The organism is Acinetobacter sp. WU_MDCI_Abxb74 (assembly GCF_025513915.1).
Classification (GTDB): domain Bacteria; phylum Pseudomonadota; class Gammaproteobacteria; order Pseudomonadales; family Moraxellaceae; genus Acinetobacter; species Acinetobacter calcoaceticus_C.
The window spans coordinates 86,492-109,221 of sequence record NZ_JAHPRP010000004.1 but is presented as its reverse complement, the minus strand read 5'-3'; the positions used below and the strand labels follow the sequence as shown (position 1 = coordinate 109,221).

The 22,730-nt window shown below is 41.0% G+C and carries 19 protein-coding genes; 13 read left to right on the top strand and 6 right to left on the bottom strand.

Going from position 1 to position 22,730, the window contains the following annotated elements; all coding sequences use genetic code 11:
* Nucleotides 1–16 precede the first annotated feature (16 nt).
* Nucleotides 17–1,297, bottom strand: coding sequence for an OprD family porin (locus KTH84_RS09385; RefSeq protein ID WP_262472950.1), 1,281 nt, complete (start codon nucleotides 1,295–1,297; stop codon nucleotides 17–19).
* A gap of 31 nt (nucleotides 1,298–1,328) precedes the next feature.
* Entirely contained in the window at nucleotides 1,329–2,675 is a 1,347-nt protein-coding gene (locus KTH84_RS09380) for an MFS transporter (protein WP_262472949.1), read from the bottom strand.
* Nucleotides 2,676–3,225: 550 nt separating this feature from the next.
* Here KTH84_RS09380 and KTH84_RS09375 point away from each other — a divergent pair.
* The 5 genes from KTH84_RS09375 to KTH84_RS09355 all read left to right on the top strand — a co-directional run bounded on the left by KTH84_RS09375 (nucleotide 3,226) and on the right by KTH84_RS09355 (nucleotide 9,357).
* A complete protein-coding gene (locus KTH84_RS09375; RefSeq protein ID WP_262472948.1) occupies nucleotides 3,226–4,911 on the top strand; it encodes an arylsulfatase in 1,686 nt (561 codons plus the stop codon).
* 25 nt (nucleotides 4,912–4,936) lie between these two features.
* Nucleotides 4,937–5,890 (top strand): formylglycine-generating enzyme family protein, encoded by a 954-nt coding sequence (locus tag KTH84_RS09370; RefSeq protein WP_262473025.1) that lies wholly within the window; start codon nucleotides 4,937–4,939, stop codon nucleotides 5,888–5,890.
* A 12-nt stretch (nucleotides 5,891–5,902) separates the two neighbouring features.
* Nucleotides 5,903–7,090, top strand: coding sequence for an OprD family porin (locus KTH84_RS09365; RefSeq protein ID WP_262472947.1), 1,188 nt, complete (start codon nucleotides 5,903–5,905; stop codon nucleotides 7,088–7,090).
* 233 nt (nucleotides 7,091–7,323) lie between these two features.
* Nucleotides 7,324–8,400, top strand: a complete 1,077-nt coding sequence (locus KTH84_RS09360) for an aromatic ring-hydroxylating oxygenase subunit alpha (protein ID WP_262472946.1) — start codon at nucleotides 7,324–7,326, stop codon at nucleotides 8,398–8,400.
* Between the two features lie 12 nt (nucleotides 8,401–8,412).
* The gene (locus tag KTH84_RS09355) at nucleotides 8,413–9,357 is read left to right on the top strand and encodes a PDR/VanB family oxidoreductase (protein WP_262472945.1); all 945 of its coding nucleotides are present in this window, start codon (nucleotides 8,413–8,415) and stop codon (nucleotides 9,355–9,357) included.
* A gap of 42 nt (nucleotides 9,358–9,399) precedes the next feature.
* Here the strand turns inward: KTH84_RS09355 and KTH84_RS09350 are convergent, their stop codons facing one another.
* The 3 genes from KTH84_RS09350 to mhpT all read right to left on the bottom strand — a co-directional run bounded on the left by KTH84_RS09350 (nucleotide 9,400) and on the right by mhpT (nucleotide 11,974).
* Nucleotides 9,400–10,092 carry a GntR family transcriptional regulator gene (locus KTH84_RS09350; protein ID WP_128814486.1) on the bottom strand — a complete coding sequence of 231 codons (693 nt, stop codon included), beginning with the start codon at nucleotides 10,090–10,092 and terminating at the stop codon, nucleotides 9,400–9,402.
* A 123-nt stretch (nucleotides 10,093–10,215) separates the two neighbouring features.
* Nucleotides 10,216–10,671 carry a MarR family winged helix-turn-helix transcriptional regulator gene (locus KTH84_RS09345; protein WP_009387743.1) on the bottom strand — a complete coding sequence of 152 codons (456 nt, stop codon included), beginning with the start codon at nucleotides 10,669–10,671 and terminating at the stop codon, nucleotides 10,216–10,218.
* 70 nt (nucleotides 10,672–10,741) lie between these two features.
* Nucleotides 10,742–11,974, bottom strand: a complete 1,233-nt coding sequence (mhpT, locus tag KTH84_RS09340) for a 3-(3-hydroxy-phenyl)propionate transporter MhpT (RefSeq protein ID WP_009387729.1) — start codon at nucleotides 11,972–11,974, stop codon at nucleotides 10,742–10,744.
* Nucleotides 11,975–12,222: 248 nt separating this feature from the next.
* Here mhpT and KTH84_RS09335 point away from each other — a divergent pair, with 248 nt between their 5' ends.
* From KTH84_RS09335 to KTH84_RS09300, 8 genes are all read left to right on the top strand, one after another.
* Entirely contained in the window at nucleotides 12,223–13,062 is an 840-nt protein-coding gene (locus KTH84_RS09335; RefSeq protein ID WP_171061955.1) for a p-hydroxycinnamoyl CoA hydratase/lyase, read from the top strand.
* A gap of 37 nt (nucleotides 13,063–13,099) precedes the next feature.
* Complete coding sequence (locus tag KTH84_RS09330; protein ID WP_262472944.1) at nucleotides 13,100–14,551, top strand: aldehyde dehydrogenase; 1,452 nt, start codon at nucleotides 13,100–13,102, stop codon at nucleotides 14,549–14,551.
* A gap of 81 nt (nucleotides 14,552–14,632) precedes the next feature.
* Entirely contained in the window at nucleotides 14,633–16,519 is a 1,887-nt protein-coding gene (locus tag KTH84_RS09325; RefSeq protein WP_262472943.1) for a feruloyl-CoA synthase, read from the top strand.
* A gap of 74 nt (nucleotides 16,520–16,593) precedes the next feature.
* Nucleotides 16,594–17,733, top strand: coding sequence for an acyl-CoA dehydrogenase family protein (locus KTH84_RS09320; RefSeq protein ID WP_262472942.1), 1,140 nt, complete (start codon nucleotides 16,594–16,596; stop codon nucleotides 17,731–17,733).
* Nucleotides 17,734–17,814: 81 nt separating this feature from the next.
* The gene (locus tag KTH84_RS09315; protein WP_262472941.1) at nucleotides 17,815–19,065 is read left to right on the top strand and encodes an OprD family porin; all 1,251 of its coding nucleotides are present in this window, start codon (nucleotides 17,815–17,817) and stop codon (nucleotides 19,063–19,065) included.
* Between the two features lie 57 nt (nucleotides 19,066–19,122).
* The gene (locus tag KTH84_RS09310) at nucleotides 19,123–19,659 is read left to right on the top strand and encodes a DUF3237 domain-containing protein (protein ID WP_262472940.1); all 537 of its coding nucleotides are present in this window, start codon (nucleotides 19,123–19,125) and stop codon (nucleotides 19,657–19,659) included.
* A gap of 39 nt (nucleotides 19,660–19,698) precedes the next feature.
* On the top strand, nucleotides 19,699–20,088 hold the full coding sequence (locus KTH84_RS09305) for a PaaI family thioesterase (RefSeq protein ID WP_174730377.1): 390 nt from the start codon (nucleotides 19,699–19,701) through the stop codon (nucleotides 20,086–20,088).
* 35 nt (nucleotides 20,089–20,123) lie between these two features.
* Nucleotides 20,124–21,869 carry a tannase/feruloyl esterase family alpha/beta hydrolase gene (locus KTH84_RS09300; protein ID WP_262472939.1) on the top strand — a complete coding sequence of 582 codons (1,746 nt, stop codon included), beginning with the start codon at nucleotides 20,124–20,126 and terminating at the stop codon, nucleotides 21,867–21,869.
* A 74-nt stretch (nucleotides 21,870–21,943) separates the two neighbouring features.
* On the opposite strand, the gene KTH84_RS09295 is transcribed toward KTH84_RS09300, so the two are convergent.
* The gene (locus KTH84_RS09295; RefSeq protein ID WP_009387748.1) at nucleotides 21,944–22,657 is read right to left on the bottom strand and encodes a FadR/GntR family transcriptional regulator; all 714 of its coding nucleotides are present in this window, start codon (nucleotides 22,655–22,657) and stop codon (nucleotides 21,944–21,946) included.
* Nucleotides 22,658–22,730: the final 73 nt, after the last annotated feature.

Genomic DNA, 22,730 nt, shown 5'->3' with positions numbered 1-22,730 from the left:
ACTTAAATATTGAGCATTAAAATTTAAAGGTGTAATCAACATTCAACCGTGTTTCATTTGCCGAGTGAAATGTCATATTGCTTGGCATATCGTTGCGATAGTGAGAAAAACGGGCTCGCATGCCTAGGCCTTTTAACTTTCCTTCAGGAATTTTATAGCCAAAATCAAACTCCATCGACTCTTCTTTGAAACGCTGATCACCATATTGCAGCAAATCAATATCTTCGCCTTTTGCATAGCGGGTCATAAAGCGCAGCCCATTTAATGAAACATCACCTAACTGCACATTTTTAAAGTCATATTCATAACGAATCGAATAGACTTTTTCGTCTTTATTTGAGTAGTCAGAACTCATAAAATCAAGCACGACTGGACTTTCAGTTCCCGACAAAAATGGCAGACCAGTCGAGCCAAACGACTGCATATAGCCCAAAGAAACCGTATGGTTTTTATAATTCAAACCAAATAAGCCACTCATATGTCGGTTATCGACCTCTCCTATTTTTTTACTTCCAGTTTCTTCACTATTAAAAAAACGCACGTCACTTAAAAAATTAAGCCGATCATTTAAAGGCTGTTTTCCGTTAAAACCCAAAAATTGTTGCTGGTAAATGTCTTTTAGTTCGGCATGATAAGCACGGAGACGATAGTCCTTTAACTGATAACTTCCTCCCAGCGTGTAAAAAGAATCAGTCGTTGCTGCCTTATCAAAACGATGGTTAATGTTGTCTGTTCCAACATCTGTAAAGCGGATTGAATCGCGTTGACGCACTTCGTCAACATAAAATCCCTCTAATTGAAGATTTGGGATTTCATTTGAAACAAAGCGGATACCGCGATAAGTCTGTGGGAACAAACGTGCTGGCGATGAAAATATGGTCGGTAATTGTGGAACTAAATCCCCCACAAAAAGCTCATTTTTTCTAAATTTGGCCTTACCTGTAATGCCGATTTTTCCATAATAATCGTCACGCGAGTTATCGGTATTGACTTGTAATAAGCCACTCCGAGCATAGTCATCGGCCCGACTTCCCATCAGGTTAAAGCCTGCCATTGCCAGTACATCAACACCGAAACCAACCGTACCCTCGGTATAACCAGACTGTCCTTTAAAAATTAAACCCTGCGCCCAATCTCTGGCAGCGGTATAGGGATATGGGTCTTTTTTATAGTCTCGGTCAAAGTAAAAATTACGCAGTGTCAGCTCAGCTTTACTGTCTGAAATAAACTCGGCATACACAATTTGACTAAATAATGGGCACAAGCATACCCCCACCCATAATGGTGTCTTTTTCATTTTTTATCTCAACTATTTAATTTTTAATGGATTACGGCGCTGTTTTAAGAGAGTAGTTTTGCTCTTTTTTACTTCGGTAAAAAGCGCTACCCAGACTTAAAATCAGGAAAATAGCCAAAATAAAGACCACACCGTAATAGGCATACAGCGTTGCGGGTGCGATGCCTTTATCCAGAAAAATCCCTGCCACCGTTGGCGATAAAATTGCCCCAATCCGACCAAAACCAATCGCATAACCTACGCCGCGACTACGGATTTCGGCATCATAAATTGTTGGTGAAATAGAATATAAACCTGCTACACAGCCATTAATGAGTGTGCCAAGTAATAACCCCACCATGAGTGCAACACTCACTTGGGACGAGACTGCGACAAATAGAAAAACACAAGCAGAGGTTAGCCCTAAAAATAGGCTTAAGGCATAGAAAATTTTCATGCGAGAGGCAAGTAAACCAATAATCGCTGCACCAAAAATACCGCCAATACTAATTAAAATACCAGTACTTACCCCTTGTTCAGGCGACATTCCCATTGAAATAAGAATTTTTGGCGTCCAGCTCATCACGAAGTAAAAACCAAACATCACTAAAAAGAACGCAAACCAAAGACAAAGTGTTTGCAACCCCAGCTGCCCTGCAAATAACTTACTGAGTTCACTGCCATTTTGTGTCGTATTTTTTTCATAGCGCGGCAGAACTGGTAACTCGTTAAGCCCCATACGATTTACAGTTGTATTAATTCGTTCTAGAGCCTGTTTTGGTCGTTTCGCGAGTAAGTAATCTAAAGATTCAGGCAATAACCATGCGCTGATTAGCAACATTGCAATGGTGGTGATTCCACCCGCTAAAAAGATTGACCGCCAGCCTAAATGTTCAATCAACGCCAGTGATAATACTCCGCCGAGTGTCGCGCCAATTCCATAACCTGTAGACATTAAGCTAACAGCAAGACTGCGCCAGCGAGCATTGGCATATTCACTTGCTAAAACATTACTGCTGGCAAGAATCCCACCTACCCCAATTCCTGTAATAAACCGAAGTGCTGCTAACATGCCGTGGCTTTGTACAAAAGCACAGGCCAACATGCTAAGGCCAGCAATCACAAGACAAACTAAGATGAGTAAACGGCGACCAACTTTATCGGCTAAAGGTGCTAGAAAGATTGAACCAGCAGCCATCCCGAAAAGTCCTGAACTAAGTAGCAAGCCAATTTGTGAGCCTGAAAGTGCCCATTCTGCCGACACGGATGGAGCGGTAAATGCCATCACCATTACATCAAAGCCATCAATAATATTGAGACAGATACAAATCAAAATGACGAACCATTGGTAACGGCTCATATTGTTTTGATTGATCTCACTCAGCACGTCTCTTTCCATTTGTGTATCTCCCAATGTGGATAAGACATACACACGACACTGCTGATATGAGCGATTGAGTGGTTATGCACATCCGTATCCATAATGACCTAGAGGAATATTTGTTTTTTGAGCATCCTGCTCTTTTTCTATACTGAATATTTGGATCCAAAAAATCAACAAAAATTTAAAACCTATTATTAAAAATTATATAAATACATAAATTATCTCACTATTAAATTATTAAAAACCTAAAATTAAGATGAGTTAAGATTTTTATGGATCCATAATAAAAAATCTATTATGATCAACTCAGAGTGTTTTTTAGCCAAAATCAACCATTTACCAATAAGGATTCAACTTAATGAAAAGATTTAACTTCCACCCCCAACAAAATAACAGTTAAACTTATAAAAAATTATTCAAATAAATTATTTTAACTACAAAAACAATTATTTAAAAATAGATTATTTTTATTTTATTGACTTTTTTATAAGCTTAACTGACATTATTTCATTTAAGAAGTTTTAATTAATTGCATGATGCATAAACACACAAAAGGATTGTTGTTATGAAACTCAAAAGAGTAGGCCAACTTACACTGGGACTTTTTTTTGCCAGTCAATTGTTTTACACAGCGCAAGCAGCCCCTCTAAAAAATCAGCAGCCGCCTAACATCATGATTATTTTGGCCGATGATCTTGGATTTTCAGATATTGGTGCGTATGGCGGTGAAATTAAAACACCTCATATTGATAGCCTGTTAAAACAAGGGAAAATGCTTTTTAATTTTCATGCCTCATCAATGTGTTCACCTACTCGTGCACAGCTTATGACAGGTGCAGACAACCACTTGGTCGGTTTCGGTGCCATGTATGAAACTTCAAAACGACAAGAAACATTGGTGGGAGCCGATAGCCCGCGTGCACTACTCAAAATTGATGGCTATTCAGGTCATTTAACACAAAATGCTTATACACTTGCCGAGATTTTAAAAACAAAAGATTATTACACCTTCATGGTCGGTAAATGGCACTTAGGCTATGCTCCCGAACAAAACCCTAAGGCTCGTGGTTTTGACCAATCTTTTGCTCTGCTCGATGGCTTCGATTTACATTTCAAAGACCAACCTAAAAATTATCCACGCAATACACAATATACTGAAAACGGTCAAAAGGTCACATTGCCTGACAACTACTACTCAACAGATTTCTTCACACAAAAAGCGTTTGAGTACTTAGATAAAAATAAAGCGCAAAAGCCATTTTTTGCTTATTTAGCCTACACCGCTCCACACTGGCCAATTCAGGCACCTGCTCACTATAGAGACTTATACAAAGGTAAATACGATCAAGGCTACGACGCAATTCGCAAACAACGCTTTAAAAGACAAAAAAAACTAGGCCTAATTCCTTTAAATGCAGAATATCCAACCGAACGTGGCAACCAAGCTCTAGGCACCAAAAGCTGGAATGAACTAACTCCACAAGAGCGCAAATATGAAGCGCGTAAAATGGAAGTTTACGCCGGCATGGTCACTCAGTTAGATGATCGAATTGGCGATGTCATTCAATATCTAAAAAAGAATCATTTATATGACAATACTTTGATTGTATTTATGTCAGATAACGGCGCTGAAGGCGGTGATCATAACTTCCCAATGGGTGATGCCGACAACCGTTATGAAAATATAGGAAACGCAAGCTCATATGTTTATATGGGACCACGTTGGGCCGAAGTGAGCAGTACACCATTTACCCACTGGAAGTCAGCCGCTTCAGAAGGCGGAGTGCGCGTTCCTTTTATTGTTAAATCCCCTGTTCAAATTTCTAAAGATCGCGGAATTAACAATAACTTTGCGACAGTCAGAGATATATTCCCAACTGCCATGGAATTAGCTGGCATTCAAAATAATCAAATTTATCCAGCTACAAGCACAAAAATTAAACCGTCTGGTTTTAGCTTGATTCCTGCTTTTAAAAACAATAATGCCCGCATTCGACCTGTTAATTATTATGACTTTAAAGAGTTGCATGGCAGCCGCTACGCCCAAACTGACGAATGGAAACTTGTCGAAAACTCACCTTCTAAATTTAAAAGCCACGGCTGGGAACTCTACAATTTAAAAAGAGATTTTAATGAACAACATAATGTTTACGCAGAACATCCAGAGATCGTCAAAGTCTTAAATGACAAATATTTAAGATACGCCGATGAAAATGGTGTGGTGGATTTTGAGCAATATAACAAAAAGTAGGAAAAACCAGATGAAACAGATCATGATGCTTTCATCGTTCCTCTTACTTTGTGCATGCCAAAAAACCACGCCTCAACTAGAACAGACCACCTTGCCCAACTTAGGCAGCAAAGCTAAATGTAATTCTTATTCGGGCCTTCCTTTGGGTTGGCCTAAAAATAAAGAAGCAGGTATGGTCAAGCTTCCGCAAGGAAAAATTGTTTTAGGCACCACACAAGGTTATGAAGATGAACGCCCATTAAACTTACAGGCAACTTCAGTTCCCGCTTTTTTAATTGATGCGACTGAAGTCACCAATGCTCAATTTCAAGAGTTTGTTAAACAAACGGACTATGTCACCGATGCAGAGAAGCAAGGCGGCGCAGCTATGTTTGTACAACCAGATCATCCAGTTGAAGAATTACAATGGTGGCGATTTGAAAAAGGTGCCAACTGGAAACACCCATGGGGCTTAAATAACCCTAAACAACCCGCACTTCACGAACCTGTTCGCATGGTGACATGGAATGATGCCTATGCTTATGCAAACTGGCTGGGTCATGACTTACCGACCGAACTTGAATGGGAATATGCAGCCAAAGGTTTCCAGCAAAATTCCGATATTGGTCCGGCCCATGAAGGCCATATTGTAGCCAACTTCTGGCAGGGTGAATTTCCTTATAAAAACATTCAGGAAGATGGTTTTAAGGATGTTGCCCCTGTTGGGTGTTTTAGTAAAAACCCATTTGGTTTATATGACTTGATTGGCAATGTATGGGAATGGACACAAACACCCTACACAGGTCCAAGAGATCACCATATGGGAGATCCCTCAAAATATCGGCAAAGTCACGAACAGATTTTGCAATACACCATTAAAGGTGGGTCTTATTTGTGCGCGACCAATTATTGCGCACGTTATCGTGCTGCCGCGAGGCACCCACAGGAACTCGACCTAGCAACCAGCCATGTCGGATTTAGAACAGTAAAACGCTTTTAAACGGATTTAAAAATGAAGCATATTTCTATTTATGGGATTTTATTCTCAGGGACAGCGCTTGCCTGCTGTTTAGCTCACAGTGCAGAAGATTTTAATTTTCAAAATACACTTACATTAAAAACATTTAACTTTGAAAGACATTATGAGAATGACACTAGTCCCGACACCCATAGCTTGAGTCAAGGCGTGATCTATCGAGGCGACTGGTCAACCAAGCTCAATGCTGTTCAGCTACACCTCAACCCCAGCATTCAATATGCCTATCGCTTAAGTACCGATCAACACACCAATGATACGGTCATACCCTTTGACACCACTACTAAAAAACAAGCGCAGGACTACGTTAAATATGGCTTAGGAGCTGGAGTTGAATATCAAAACTTTCGGATAAATATAGGTGAAATTATTCCCGACTCACCACTTACCCCACAAGTCGACACACATCAATTACGAGTGAACTACAAAGGCTTGGAATTAAAATATAAGACACCGCAACAAAATTTCGAGTTGGGTTTGATTAACCGTTATTCTCCAAAAAATGAGGAGGACTACCACAAACTCGCAATCTCGAAAAATGAATCCGATGGGCTTTACTTTTTCCAATGGGATGGCAAAACACCTAGGTACCATTGGAAATTTTATAATGGTTACTTAACCGACCTGATTAATCAAAGCTACTTTGCTTTTGATTATCAATGGACAAAACAGCACACCACAAAATTACGGGTGTTTCGCCACGACGATGTCGGCAAGTCAAAACTTGGTGAATATGACAATACATCTGTGGGCGCCATGCATTTTATCAAATATGGAAACTTTACAACTGGAATTGGCTACCAAGAAAACTTTGGCAAAGATGGCATTCCAAAACTCGACAATATACCCATCCCCCATATGGTGAACTGGACCTTAGGCGCGTTTACCAAAGCAGATGAAAAGTCTTATCATTTCGTTGCTTCGTATGACTTTAAAGACTACATCAAAGGTTTAAAAATTACCTATAAATATATTTATGGTGATTCATTTCAAACCATGAATCAAAATGATTTTGAGCAAGAAAGTGATGTGTTGATTCAATATGACCTGAATGCCTGGGTTAAAAATCTTAAATTTCTTTTCTTAAATATTAACTACGACACTAAACACGGTAAAAGTCTGGATGAACAGCGCATGATGCTTCATTACACGTTTAACTTTTAAATCTTCACCATCCATAATGGTTTTAAATGAAGCTATTATGGATCCAATTAAAAACCAACAAAAAGTACATCCCTAAAATTCAAAATAATCAAAAAATCTTTAAAACTATTTAAAAATATACAAAAACAACAACCATGAAGAACAATATTTTTTAAAAATATACTGCTTACCAATTGACCAATATTTTTATTTATTATAAATTGGATCCAATAAGTGATAAGGAGTCGTCACAAATGTTTATTAAAAATGCTTGGTATGTAGCCTGCCGCCCAGAAGAAATCCAAGACAAACCGCTAGGTCGCACCATCTGTGGTGAAAAAATTGTTTTTTACCGTGGTAAAGAAAATCAAGTTGCAGCCGTTGAAGATTTTTGCCCCCATCGCGGTGCCCCACTTTCACTTGGCTATGTAGAAGATGGCAACCTCGTGTGTGGTTATCATGGTTTAGTGATGGGCTGTGATGGAAAAACTGTTTCAATGCCAGCCCAACGTACAAATGGTTTTCCTTGCAATAAGGCCTATGCAGTTGTTGAAAAGTTCGGTTTTATTTGGATATGGCCGGGTGAAAAAACATTAGCAGATGAATCAAAACTCCCAACTTTAGAATGGGCAGATCATCCTGAATGGAGCTATGGCGGAGGCCTGTTCCATATTCAATGCGACTATCGCCTCATGGTCGATAACCTTATGGATTTAACCCACGAGACCTATGTTCACTCAAGCAGTATTGGTCAAAAAGAGATTGATGAATCATTGCCAGTGACGAAAGTAGATGGTGACCACGTCATTACCGAGCGTTACATGGAAAATGTGATCGCACCACCATTTTGGCAAATGGCCCTGCGCGGCAATCATTTGGCAGATGATGTACCTGTTGACCGTTGGCAACGTTGTCATTTTTTTGCCCCAAGCAATGTGCATATTGAAGTCGGTGTAGCACATGCTGGACACGGCGGTTATAACGCGCCAAATGACAAAAAAGTTTCTTCAATTGTTGTTGACTTTATTACGCCAGAAACTGAAACCTCACATTGGTATTTCTGGGGAATGGCACGCAACTTCCAGCCAAACAATGCTGAACTCACCGATCAAATTCGTGAAGGCCAAGGCAAAATCTTTACTGAAGATTTAGAAATGCTGGAGCAACAGCAGCAAAACATTTTGAATAATCCACATCGCAAGTTACTGATGCTTAACATCGATGCAGGCGGTGTACAGTCACGCAAGGTGATTGACCGACTACTTGCCGAAGAAAATAAAACGCCTCCTGAAACATCCGCACAGAAGTTTCCAAACATTCGGATTATTTAAAGGAGCATGAACATGGACGTTATTATTGATAAAATTCACCAGCTCACCCCGACCATTCGTGCCTTTGAATTAGTTGCAACAAATGGTACAGAGCTACCGAGTTTTGAAGCAGGTGCCCATATTGATGTGCATCTTAAAAACGGTCTAACCCGTCAATATTCAATTTCAAACTGTTGTAGTGAAAAACATCGTTATGTGATTGGTGTTTTACATGATGCCAATTCACGTGGTGGGTCACGCTGTATCCATACTGAATATCGTGAAGGCGACTATTTAAAAATTGGTGAACCACGTAATTTATTTGAAATTCATTCTCAAACAAAGCAGGCGGTTTTATTTGCTGGTGGTATTGGCATTACCCCCATTTTATCGATGGCCTATCGCCTTAAATCGGCCAATATCCCTTTTGAATTACATTACTTTGTTCGTAGCCATGAAATGATTGCCTTCTATGGCAATTTAACTGAGCACTTTGGTGATCATGTCCATTTTCATATTCAAGATCAGCCAGACACCGAATGTAATATGGCAAAGGTTTTAAGCCAAGCTTCACCTGAAAAACACCTCTATGTGTGTGGCCCTACAGGTTTCATGCAATTTGTGATGAACTCGGCCGAGCAAGCGAATTGGCATAGCGAGCAATTACATCAAGAGCACTTTGTCGCTCAAAAAGCAGATACTTCAAACAACGAAGTATTTACTATTGAAGTTAAAGGTACGGGCCGCAGAATTGAAGTATTGCCAGAACAAACTGCTACTGAAGCATTAATTGCAAATGGCTTTGATATTCCTGTTTCGTGTGAGCAAGGTATTTGCGGTACGTGTATTACCCGCGTTGTAGAAGGCACACCAGATCATCGCGATATGTTTATGACTGAAGATGAACATGCGCTGAACGATCAGTTTACGCCCTGCTGTTCTCGTGCAAAAACCAAAAATCTTGTGATTGAGCTTTAATAGTTAAGTTCCTTTATTCAAAAATAAAGGAACTTATTCCATTTAAGCGTTTAAAACACTTTTTAGGGTTTCACCTAAAATTACAACACTACTGTGCTCACGCATTAAGGTTTCAGCTCGCCCTGCCTGTCGATGTACCAACGCATCAAAAATTGAACAATGCTGTAAATGTGCATAGTGCAAACGGCGATATTCCGACAAAGCTTGCTTCTCATCATAGGTAATGGCTTGGGCTGAAGCCATCGGCAATTGATTGTTTTTTGCTAAAGCTTGTATGAGCGCAACATTTTGCGCGCCCTCAATAATCGTGTCATGAAAAATGACGTTAAAATGGTGATAACGTTCCAGTTCAACATCACCAAACTCGTCTTTTTCATTAAAGAGTTTTTCGGTTTCTTGAATGCAATGTTGAAGGGTCTTTTTCTGCTCTTCACTTAAGCCTTGTTCTGCCAGAGTCTTTGCAGCCAATCCTTCAAGTACGCCTCGAACTTCGAGTGCGTCATGAACCAGTTGTTCTGAAATTTCACGGACGGTGTAGCCACGAGTTGGGTTTTTAAGGAGAAGACCTTCTTGTTCAAGCAACCTAAATGCAATACGAACAGGCTGCCTCGAAACTCCAAGTAACTCGGCAGTGGGAATCTCGGCAATTCTGGCACCACCCTCAAGTTCCCCTGAAATAATCATTTTTCTTAATTTAAGTAAAACTTGTTGTCCTGAAGACATTTGCTGCCACACATCACCAAAAACGTCACTTCGATGCTAGCAAGTTCATTTGCAAAATGAAATAAATTTTCTGTGTGAATCAGTGCTTAAGCATTTCTATAGACTTTAAACGATTAGATTGCAAACTCCATTCGATCAAAGGCCTTTAAGATTATTCACCATAATATCGAGATTATTACGAATTAAATAAGCCAAATTGATATCAATGCCTTCAAGCATTTTCTCTTCAACTTTGGATACAACTTCATTGCATTTATTGAGTTTTTCAACACCACTTTCGGTGAGTGTAATTAAAATACGGCGGCCATGGGTTGGGTCAGGTTTCTTTTCAATCCAGCCATTAACCAGTAAATCTTGCAAAATTTTATTGGCAGATTGTGGCTTTATGAAAGAGCGTTCAGCAAGCTTGGCATTAGATACGTTACTTTTTGAAGCTAAAACAGAAAGTGCCGTAAATTGCGGCAAGGTAATTTCAAGCTCTTTTAAATGTTCGGTTAAATGTTTACTAATAATTCGGTCAACACGAGCAATCATGTAACTTAACTTAGGCTCATCTTCTATTTTTTTCTGAACTAAATTTGAACGTACCATAACCTTTCATTCATCATAAGAAAATCTGTAATGAAAGTATGAGGTAATCACCCCATACTTTCGTTAAAACTTAGCGAGCACCTGAGCTTTGTACTAAATGTACAGGCTGTTTAGGTTTTTTGACAAGAAGTAATGCAGAGATCGCTGCAATTAAGATCACAGGAATGCTTGAACCAATCACAATGGTCGAGCTTTGTCCAAGTGAGAGTAAAAAACCAGCCATTAACGGTCCTGCAAAAGAACCAATACGCCCAATTGCAACCGCCGCGCCCACTCCGGTTCCACGCATTTCGGTCGGATAATACATTGCGGCTAAACCGTACAATGCCGATTGTCCACCCACAATGAATAAACCACAGCCGACTGCCGAAAGTGCCAGCAATGCAACGGTTGGAGAAATTGCCAAGCAACAAAGTGAGAATAAAATGCCTAGATAAATCAGCTTAATCACAAAACTCATGCGTATTTTATCAAGCAATACACCCATTAAGATTGAACCTAAAATTCCGCCAACGTTGTAGCCCATCTGCACATAGTTTGCCTGTAATTTCGATAAGCCTTGCGCACCCATGAGTAACGGTAACCAGTTCAACAAGAAATACAGCACCACTAAGGTACAGAAAAAACTCACCCAAAGCTGAATAGTCGACATACGACGTTCTTTGGCAAATAGAACTTCAAAGAATGGTGTGGTTTTTTGCGCTTGAACTTTACGTTGCAGGTAATCATTTGACTCAGGTAAAAAGCGCATGATGAGTGGAATTAACAAAATAGGCGCAATACCACCAATATAGAAAATATGACGCCACTCTGCATCGCCTGCCAACGACATGGCAACCACAGAAGTCAGCAAGCCACCGAAAGGAATGCCGCTATACATGACACTTACCGCTTTGCCCTTGTGCTGGTCAGGTACAGCTTCAGAGGCAAGAGTAATCATCATCGGAAGTGCCCCGCCCATTCCCAAACCAGTACAAAAACGAATGAGCAATAACAAACTAAAGTTGGCAGCATAAGCCGTTAGCAAAGACATAATTCCAAAAAGCAGAATACTAAAAATCAGAATTTTCTTACGCCCAATAATATCTGCAAACCTGCCGCCTAATATGGCACCCGGTAGTGTTCCTAAAATTGCAGCACTAAATGCCCATGCCATCTGGCCATTATCCAACATAAACTCAGCCCGCATTCGTGGAGCGGCTACCCCCATTGATTGAAGATCAAAACCTTCAAAAATTGCGATTGCAAAACAAAGTAGTAACGTAATCTTTGCCCTTGCAGACTGTCCTAATATCTTTTCCATTGTGTTGTCCTTTATTGACTAGTCGTTCCATTTAGCCCTTTGTGTATTGTTGTTTAAACACACCAAAAATATCAGTTAAACTTACTAAAAAATCAACATATTTTTATGTTAAATTGTTTATTAAATTAATTTTTATTTAAATTACATATATTTATAAAATAATTATTAAATTTTAGAAAAAAGACTTGAATGTAAGTTTAACTGATATTAAATTAAATCCCAGAACATCACAAAATCATTCAAGGAGTATGAAGATGACTTATGAAAATCGCTGGGAAACCGTAGATGTTAAAGTTGAAGATGGAATTGCCTGGGTTACACTAAACCGCCCAGAAAAGAAAAATGCCATGAGCCCTACACTCAATCGTGAAATGATTGATGTACTTGAAGCCATAGAACTTGATCAAGATGCACGTGTTTTAGTACTAACTGGTGCGGGTGACTCTTGGACAGCTGGCATGGACTTGAAAGAATATTTCCGCGAAGTCGACACTCAACCTGAAATTTATCAAGAACGTATTCGCCGTGACTCATGTCGTTGGCAGTGGCAACTTCTTCGTATGTATTCAAAACCAACCATTGCAATGGTTAACGGCTGGTGTTTCGGAGGCGGTTTCTCACCATTAGTGGCGTGTGATCTTGCGATTGCAGCAGATGAAGCAACTTTCGGTTTATCTGAAATTAACTGGGGTATCCCACCTGGTAACCTTGTAAGTAAAGCAATGGCCGATACTGTGGGCCACCGTGCAGCTTTGTACTACATCATGACGGGTAAAACCTTTAGTGGTAAAGAAGCCGAAACTATGGGACTGGTAAATAAAAGCGTACCACTTGAACAGCTAAAAGCAGAAGTAACTGAGCTTGCAAATTGCCTACTTGAGAAAAACCCTGTAGTGCTTCGTACCGCTAAAAATGGCTTTAAGCGTTGCCGCGAACTCACTTGGGACCAAAACGAAGATTACTTATATGCCAAGTTAGATCAATGTATCCATCGTGATACAGAAAATGGTCGCCAAGAAGGTTTGAAACAATTTTTAGATGAAAAATCAATTAAACCGGGTTTACAGAGCTATAAACGTACTGGTTAACTTTTGATTCTTTAATGGCAATGTAAGGACACAACCCATGCAAAATGTACAGTTACTTATTCACGGTCAATCTGTTGATGCATCAAATCAGGCAACTTTTGAGCGAATTAGCCCCATTGATGGATCAGTGGCGAGCAAAGCTGCTGCTGCAACCTTGGAAGATGTTGATCGTGCAATCGAATCGGCGCAACAAGCTTTTAAAGTATGGTCGAAGCTCTCGCCTACCGAACGCCGTTTACGTTTGTTAAAAGCAGCCGATTTAATGGACCAAAAGACTGAGCAATTCATTGAAACTGGAATGCAAGAGACAGGTTCAACTGCCACATGGTATGGGTTTAACGTTCACCTTGCTGCCAACATGTTACGTGAAGCAGCGGCAATGACCACACAAATTGACGGAAGCTTAATTCCATCAGATGTACCCGGTAATGTTGCGATGGGTGTACGTGTTCCTTGCGGTGTTATTGTTGGGATAGCACCTTGGAACGCGCCTGTCATTTTGGCAACACGTGCGCTTGCCATGCCATTGGCTTGTGGCAACACGGTGGTATTAAAAGCATCTGAAGCCTGCCCTGCAACGCATCGTCTAATTGGTGAAGTGTTACACGAAGCGGGTCTTGGCGAAGGTGTGGTGAATGTGATTACCCATGCCGCCGAAGATGCACCACAAATTGTTGAACGTTTAGTGTCTCATCCAGCTGTAAAACGTATTAATTTTACGGGTTCAACCAAAGTCGGAAAAATTATTGCTGAAACTGCTGCTCAATATTTAAAACCTGTTTTACTCGAATTGGGTGGTAAAGCCCCTGTTGTGGTTTTAAATGAAGCAGACATTAATGAAGCCGTAAATGCAGTCGCTTTTGGAGCGTTCTTTAATCAGGGGCAAATCTGTATGTCGACCGAACGTGTTTTGGTTCAAGACAAAATTGCCGACCAGTTTATTGAAAAACTGATTGAGAAAACACGTTCCATTCAGGCGGGTAATCCGACTTCAAAAGACAATGCTCTCGGCGTTTTAGAAAGTCGCCGCGCTGCAAATCGCATTCAGCATTTGCTTGAAGATGCCCAAAACAAAGGTGCCGACTTACCTTTAGGCATTCATATTGAAGACACCACCATGCAACCAACACTGGTGCTCAATATTAAACCTGACATGCTGCTTTACCGCGAAGAATCGTTTGGGCCTGTCTGCACGGTTCAACGTTTTGCAACCGTTGAAGAAGGCGTAGCACTGGCAAATGACAGCGAGTTCGGTCTTTCTTCGGCAGTGTTTAGCCAGAATATTTCGCAGGCATTGGAAGTGGCTAAACAGATTGATTCGGGTATTTGTCACATTAACGGTGCAACCGTGCATGACGAAGCTCAAATGCCATTTGGTGGAACAAAATCGAGTGGTTACGGACGATTTGGTAGTAAAGCCTCTATTGGTGAATTTACCGAACTGCGTTGGATCACCATTCAAACTCAATCGCGTCATTACCCGATTTAGTCGGCTAATATAGATAACGACATATTAAATAAAAATTGCATGATGCAAAAAGATAAAGCGCAGTGATGCGCTTTCCATGGAGTGAAAGAAATGCAAATGAATGCCACTCAATCACAAGACCGTGAACGGTTCGTAAAATTAGGGCAACATGATATTCATTATCACCATAAAGATGACACGCTCTATATCAGCCCAAAAGAGCAATTAAAACCGTATCCACAAAAACTGACAGATCGGTTAATTCATTTTGCACAGACCAAACCAGACCATATTTTTGCAGCCAAACGCAATGCTCAAGGTGAGTGGGTCAAACTGAGTTATTCAGAAGTTTTACAACGCGCATGGCATATTGCTCAGGCTTTACATGAACGTAACTTAAGCCAAGAAAGACCACTCGTCATTTTAAGTGGTAATGATCTTGAACATTTAACACTCTCTATGGGTGCAATGCTGGCAGGTGTACCTTTTTCAGCAATTTCACCAGCCTATTCTCTTATTTCTCAAGATTTTGGCAAACTCAAACATGTGTTTGAAGTGCTCACCCCAGGCATGGTCTATGCTAGCGACGGTCAAGCATTTGCCAAAGGGATTCAGGCCTGTATTACCTCAGACATTGAAGTGGTGACCAACAAAGGTCTTGTGGGCAATCAGATCTGCACATCTTTTCAGTCGCTGTTAGATACGCCTGTTTCAAATGTTCAAGAGTTTTATCAAACCCTTGATGAAAACCAAATTGCCAAATTCTTGTTTACATCAGGTTCAACCAAACTACCTAAAGCTGTGCCGACCACGCATTTAATGTTGTGTGTTAATCAGCAAATGCTATTGCAGACTTTCCCTGAGTTTGAAGAAACACCACCTGTCCTACTCGACTGGCTGTCTTGGCACCACACGTTTGGAGGCAGTCACAATGTCGGCATCGCGCTCTATAACGGCGGTACGATTTACATTGATGATGGCAAACCCGTTGCAGGAAAATTTGACGAAACCATTCGTAATCTCAAAGAAATTTCTCCAACAGTTTATTTAAATGTACCAAAAGGTTGGGAAGAACTCACCGAAGCTTTAGAACAAGATGAAGAGCTAAGAGACCGCTTTTTTGCCAAAGTAAAAATTTTATTCTTTGCAGGCGCAGCACTTTCAGAAGCTGGCTGGAACAGACTCGATAAAATTGCTCAGCAACATTGCGGAGAAAAAATTCGCATTATGAGTGGATTAGGCATGACTGAAACTGCACCATCTTGCGCTTTTACCACTGGCCCACGCGTGATGGCTGGCTTTATTGGTTACCCTGCACCGGGGTGTGAAATCAAACTGGTTCCATGTGGTGACAAACTTGAGTTTTGTGTTCGTGGCAAACATGTCATGAAAGGTTATTGGCGTTTAAAAGCAGACCAGCAAAGCACTGTTTTTGACGATGAAGGCTTTTTCCACACAGGTGATGCTGTTCGTTTGGTCGATATCAATGATCCGACTAAAGGCCTGATGTACGACGGACGCATTGCCGAAGACTTTAAACTCAATACGGGTACTTTCGTCAATGTCGGCACGATTCGCAACAAAGTGCTCATTCAAGGTAATTTACTGGTTCAAGATGTCTGTATTACAGGTTCAAACCTGAATGCCGTAGGCTTTCTGATTTTTCCAAAAATGGATGCTTGTGCTCAATATGCAGGTCTTAAACTTGGTGAGCATTCGTCAGTAGAGATATTACAGCACCCTAAAGTTCAGCAATGGTTCCGCCAATTTTTAACGACTTTTAATAAAGATGCGACTGGCAGTTCAAATACAGTTTCCATGCTTTATTTAATGACCGAACCACCTCAACTCGATGCAGGCGAAGTGACCGATAAAGGCAACCTCAATCAAAGCAATATTACTAAGCGTCGTGCTGCCTTAATTGATGAACTTTATCAAAAGCAGGCCGAAAATCCGCTGATTATTCGGGTACCCACCTTAAAGCAATAAGCAATTGAATTAAAAAAGGAAGCTCAAACTTCGGTTTGGGCCTTAGCCTCACTTTTGCCTAAAAAAGGTTCAACATGCCACACGATACAGAATTTGAACTATTTCGGGACAGTTACCGCAGGTTCTTAAAAGAACAGGTTGCTCCGTATTATGAACAGTGGGAACACGATGGCCTCATCCCACGTGAGCTATGGCTTCGTCTTGGAGAAAATGGCTTTTTGTGCGTAGATGTGCCCGAAGAATATGGCGGCTATGGCGCTCCTGTTCATTACTCTCTCATGCTGGTTCAAGAAACTGCTCAAGCTGGCTTTGCATCTTTAGCTGTTGCCATTGGGGGACAAAATGAGCTTGTTTCCCCTTACTTGCAAAATATTGGAACTGAAGAGCAAAAACGTTATTGGTTACCCAAAATGGTGACAGGTGAAGTGGTCACCGCAATTGCGATGACCGAAGCGAATGCTGGTTCAGACTTACAGGCCATACGCACTCAAGCCATTTTAGAAAATGACCACTATCGTGTGAATGGTTCAAAAACATTTATCTCAAATGGATTACATGCCGACCTGATCGTTTTGGTAGCGAAAACTGATCCTCCAGCTAAAGCAAAAGGTATTTCGATTTTTTTAGTTGATGCTGCTTTAGACGGCGTTAAAAAAGGACGTTCCTTACAAAAAATTGGGCTACACGCCCAAGATACAGCTGAACTATTTTTTGATGATGTTTGTGTGCCTGCAACTCAGCGTTTAGGTGAAGAAGGACAAGGCTTTGCCTATTTAATGCAAGAGTTACCTCGCGAACGCTTGAGCATTTCAATGATGGCTTTGGGGTCAATTTTAGGAGCCATCGAACTGACCAAAGACTATGTGATGGAGCGTAAAGCTTTCGGGCAACCCTTAAGCCAAATGCAAAACACGCGGTTTGTGCTCGCAGATGCACAAATCAAAGCGAAAGCCGCCCAAGCTTTTGTAGATCAATGTGCAGCGCTGTATCAACAACACCAATTAAGCGTCACTCAAGTTGCCGCACTGAAATGCTTTATCACCGATGTTCAATGTGAAGTAATTGATCAATTACTTCAGCTTTTTGGTGGCTACGGTTACATGCAGGAATACCCGATTTCACGCTTTTTTGTGGATGCACGGGTACAAAAAATTTATGGGGGAACCAATGAAATTATGAAAGAAATCGTCGCCCGAGAACTGCTCGGAAAATAATTCGATTTAAAAACCAAATAAGGCAGACACAACAACTATGCCTTGTTGAAAACAAGAAATGATATTTCAGGAAGAAATGCTATGTCGAAATTATGGATGTACTCTACCCTCATGCTCTCTGGTTCAGTCTGCGCGGGCAGTTTTATTGACAACAGTTCAGTAGAACTCACCACGCGAAATTTCTATTTTGACCGCGACTACCAAGAGCAATCCGCTTACCCTGCCGCCAAGGACTGGACACAAGGGTTTATTCTCAAAGCCAATTCAGGTTATACCGAAGGGACTGTCGGTTTTGGGCTGGATGTACTTGCAACTGCGGGTTTTAAACTTGATGCCGATGCCGAGCACGGAGGTACAGGAAACTTACCCAGAGACACGCGTACCAATGAACCTGCCGACTCTTATGGGGAAATTGGGGTCACAGCAAAAGCTAAAATGAGCCAGACCGAACTGCGCATAGGTACGCTAATGCCGATGAACCCAGTTTTAGTGGCTTCACCTGCTCGCTTGTTACCTCAAACTTATCGAGGAATTTCACTGACCAGTAAAGATATTAAAGATTTTGACATACAGGCAGCCTATCTTGATAAAGTGAATCATCGTGATTCGACCAACTATGAAAAAATTAAAATTTCAGGCGTAAATGGGCGATTTAAAGGTGCCGAAACTGACGGGCTCTATTATTTAGGTGGAAACTATCAGCTTGATCCAGCAATCAAGCTCACAGCGTTCTATATGGATGTTGATGATCTTTATAACCAAACCATGGTTGGTGCCTTACATCAACATAAAATTAATGACACTACTAATCTTAGTTCGCAATTACGCTACTACCGCAGCCGCGATGACGGTCAAGCAAAAGCAGGTTTAGTCGATAATGATCTTTATCATGCGCATTTCGAACTCAAACATCAAAACCATAAGTTTATTTTTGGAACCTTCCAACATCATGGCGACACCGCCTTTCCGTATTTGACTGGAGGTGAAACCGGACTTCTCATTGATACATGGCCGGGTGAGTTTTTAAATCCAAAAGAGAAAGCCTACAGCTTCCGCTATGAATATGACTTTAAAGATTATGTTCCGGGTTTACGTTTCATGACCCGTTACACCACAGGTCAGAATATTTATGCACCCAACTTAGGTGGAACCAATCTAAAAGAACGCGAAACAGACTTTGATTTAGGCTATACCGTTCAAAGTGGCTGGTTAAAAAATTTAGGGCTCCGCGCGCGCTATGCAATCTATGACAACAACATGCTCTCCACTGCCAACATCAAACCTGTAAACGAAACCCGTATCAACATCGATTACACATGGAAATTTAAATAATTCAAAACAAGAGGTTCTGCTGTGCATAGAACCTCTTTTTATTTCGGGACATTCATCATGAAGAAAGTTGTAACGCTACTCTACGGATTTAGTTTCATTGCCCTAACTCACGCCGAGACGCAATATAGCCCGCCACCTATTCAGCTTGAGCCTTTAGCAAAATTTAGTGTGGATCTGAATGCGCCTGTTTGGGAATTAGGCACCACCAGTGACGCAGGTAAACGTCGAATTATTCCCATTACAGGTGGAACATTTGAAGGAAAATCGCTTAAAGGCCGCATTTTAAATAATGGCGCAGATTGGCAAATTGTCGACAGTAAAGGACTGGCAATTATTGATACGCGATATTTGTTAGAAACCGATGACGGTGCACTCATTTATCTTCAAACCAAAGGTTACCGACATGGTTCGGCAGAAACGCTAAAACAACTCGCCCAAGGCAAAGATGTTGACCCGAAAAATTACTATTTCAAAATTACCATGCAGTTTGAAACCAGTTCACCAAAATATTCGTGGCTCAATCAGACCGTTGTTGTAGGTAGTGCAATGCGTTTGGGCAAAGCGGTTATTTATGATGCCTATACTCTGAAATAATAATTTTTATAACACTTACAAAAGGATGGACCCTTCATTATGGATCAAAAAACTTTAGAACACTTACCGCCAATTCATCACCATTTAGGCGGTCACAATATTCATTGGAATGAAAAAAACACTGAACTCACCATCCACTACACGGCGCTAGAAAGCTTTACCAACCCACGCGGTACGGTTGAAGGCGGCATGATTTGCGCGATGCTTGACGATGTGATGGGACTTTTTGCGTTTCTGGCAAATGACCGTAAACCAGCTACCACCATTAATTTAACCATGGACTTTTTAAGGCCCTGTGCTGTGGGCGAAGTCATTACAAAATGCCGCTTTATTAAACAAGGAAAAACCGTACTGAACCTTGAAAGCGAAGCTTGGCAAAACAACAAAATGATTGCACGAAGTACAGCTAATTTTCTGGTTTTAGATTAAATCCATCAACCTTCATAAAATAAGGATATTTATAAATGAATGAAAACAAAAAGCGTCTTTGGACACAATCCACCGTATTGCTTGCGATTGCGGCAGTATTGACTGGTTGTGGTAATGACAATGACAGTACAACCTCATTACCTCAAACACCTCCACAACTTACTCCTGCGGTTGGTGCAAAATTAAATGGAAGCTGTTCAGATCTGACCGGATTTCAATATAACAGTACTGTAATTAGCTCATCCACGCTTCAAGAGGCGGGTATATTGACTGTAGCCAACAAACCGATTGGTGCACATTGTTTAGTTAAAGGCTATATGGACCAACGTGTAAGCCCTGTTGATGGACAAACCTATCAAATTGGTTTTGAAATGCGCTTACCCGTTAACTGGAATGGCCGTTTTCTCTATCAAGGCAATGGTGGAACCGATGGTAACCTAGTGCCTGCAACAGGACAGCTTGGCAGTGGTGGTCCGCTCACCAATGCCCTACATGACGGTTTTGCTGTCATTTCTTCCGATGCTGGACATAACGCTTCACAAAACCCCATGTTTGGTTTAGACCCTCAAGCCAGAGTTGACTATGGATATGGTGCTATTACCAAACTCACGCCTATGGCAAAAAACCTGATCAAAACGGCCTATGGTAAATTGCCTGATCGCTCCTATGCCGGTGGTACATCTAATGGTGGTCGCCACGCCATGATTGCAGCAACCCGTTTGGGCGACCAATATGATGGAATTTTAGCAAGCACACCGGGTTTCCATTTGCCTCGAGCAGCCGCAGCACAACTTTATACAGCACAACAGCTTCGTCGTGTCGCAACAGATGAAAATGACTTAAGTACCGCCCTTACCCTTCCAGAACGTAAAGTATTAGCAAAAGCGATTTTAGATCGATGCGATGCCTTAGATGGTGTTGCAGATGGACTCGTTCAAGATGTTGAGGCTTGCCGTACTGCTTTTAATATTCACCAACATGTACCTGTTTGCTCAAGTACAAGAGATGGCACCTGCCTAAGTACCGAACAAATTGATGTGCTAGCCAACATTTACCGTGGCCCTGTAAACTCTGCTGGACAAGCTCTGTATGCAACCCAGCCTTTCGACCCAGGTTTAGTCGGCAGTAACTGGGCAAGCTGGAAATTTGAATCTTCGGTTGGAACAGCGCGTGACCCTGTTGCAGTCGGCATTCTTTTTCAGGTTCCGCCAGATCCAACTGTAGTTCAAAACTCTAGACAATTTGCCTTTAATTATAATTTTGATACTGATTATCTAAAACTATCGGCAACCAACGAGCTGTACACCGAAAGCTCCATGTCTTTTATGATGCCGCCCGATGAACTTAATCTGGATAAACTGCGCAACCACGGTGGAAAAATGATTGTGGTACAAGGCACAGCTGACGGTGTTTTCTCTGTCGATGACACCCAAAATTGGTATGATCAACTACTCCAACACTATAAAAATGATGCAAAAGGTACAGCGCCTGAATTTGCACGTTTCTTTAGAGTTCCGGGCATGAACCATACCCGTGATGGTATTGCGACCGACCAGTTTGATGCATTGACTGCTTTAGTTAACTGGGTCGAATATGGGCAAGCACCTGACAAAATCATTGCAACTGCACGCGGCGCAGGTAACCCAAGTGGTCAAGTGAATACTGAACTTCCGCAAAACTGGGCGCCAGACCGTACCCGCCCACTTTGCCCTTACCCACTGATTGCCCGTTACAATGGTCAAGGTGATAGCGAAAAAGCTGAAAACTTTAGCTGTAAATAACAACCCTATCAAATTAAAAGAGAGCTTCTATAAGCTCTCTTTTTATCTTACTCTGCCTAATCTTAGCTCAAGCTTTACTGCTTAAACTTTTTAATACTTTTAGACAGATGAGCACGCATCATTTGTCGAGCCAATAAACCATCTTGATCAACAATCGCGTTATAAATATTGACATGATCATGATGAACCGCTTTTAAATATTCTTCACGGTTTTCTGGACTTTGCTCAATAGATTTAAGTCGTGCACGCGGAATAATCTTTTCGCCAAGGTACTTTAAAAAATCAACGAAATATTGGTTTTCAGAAGCTTCGGCAATGGCAATATGAAAATCATAATCCGCTTTTACCGTACCATCATTTGCATCTGATGAAATATGACGTTCAAAGTCTTCAAGCGCAGCTTTCATTTTATCGATGTGGATTTGTTTACGACGCTCTGATGCTAAAAAGACTGCTTCAGACTCAAGGCTAATCCTAAGCTCCAGTAAAGAGACAATATCGTTAATGGTTTCTAGACTGGCATTAGATAGTAAAAAATTCTGCTCAATGGTTTGCTCTTTTACAAAAGTACCAATCCCGTGACGAGTTTCAACAAAGCCCAGAGAACGCAATTCAGTAATTGCTTCACGAATGACAGAGCGGCTAACTTCAAAGGTTTCAATTAATTCTAATTCTGTTGGAATTTTCTCTCCAACCTGAAAATCTCCAGACTGAATTTTCTCGATCAGTTGTTCTACAATAATCTGGCTTAGTTTTTTTGTTGATCTAGGTTTAATTGCACTAGACATAATCTGAAGAACTCATGAGATGTTGAAAAAATTAGGAAATTCATTTTACTATAATCTTACACGATAGTCATAT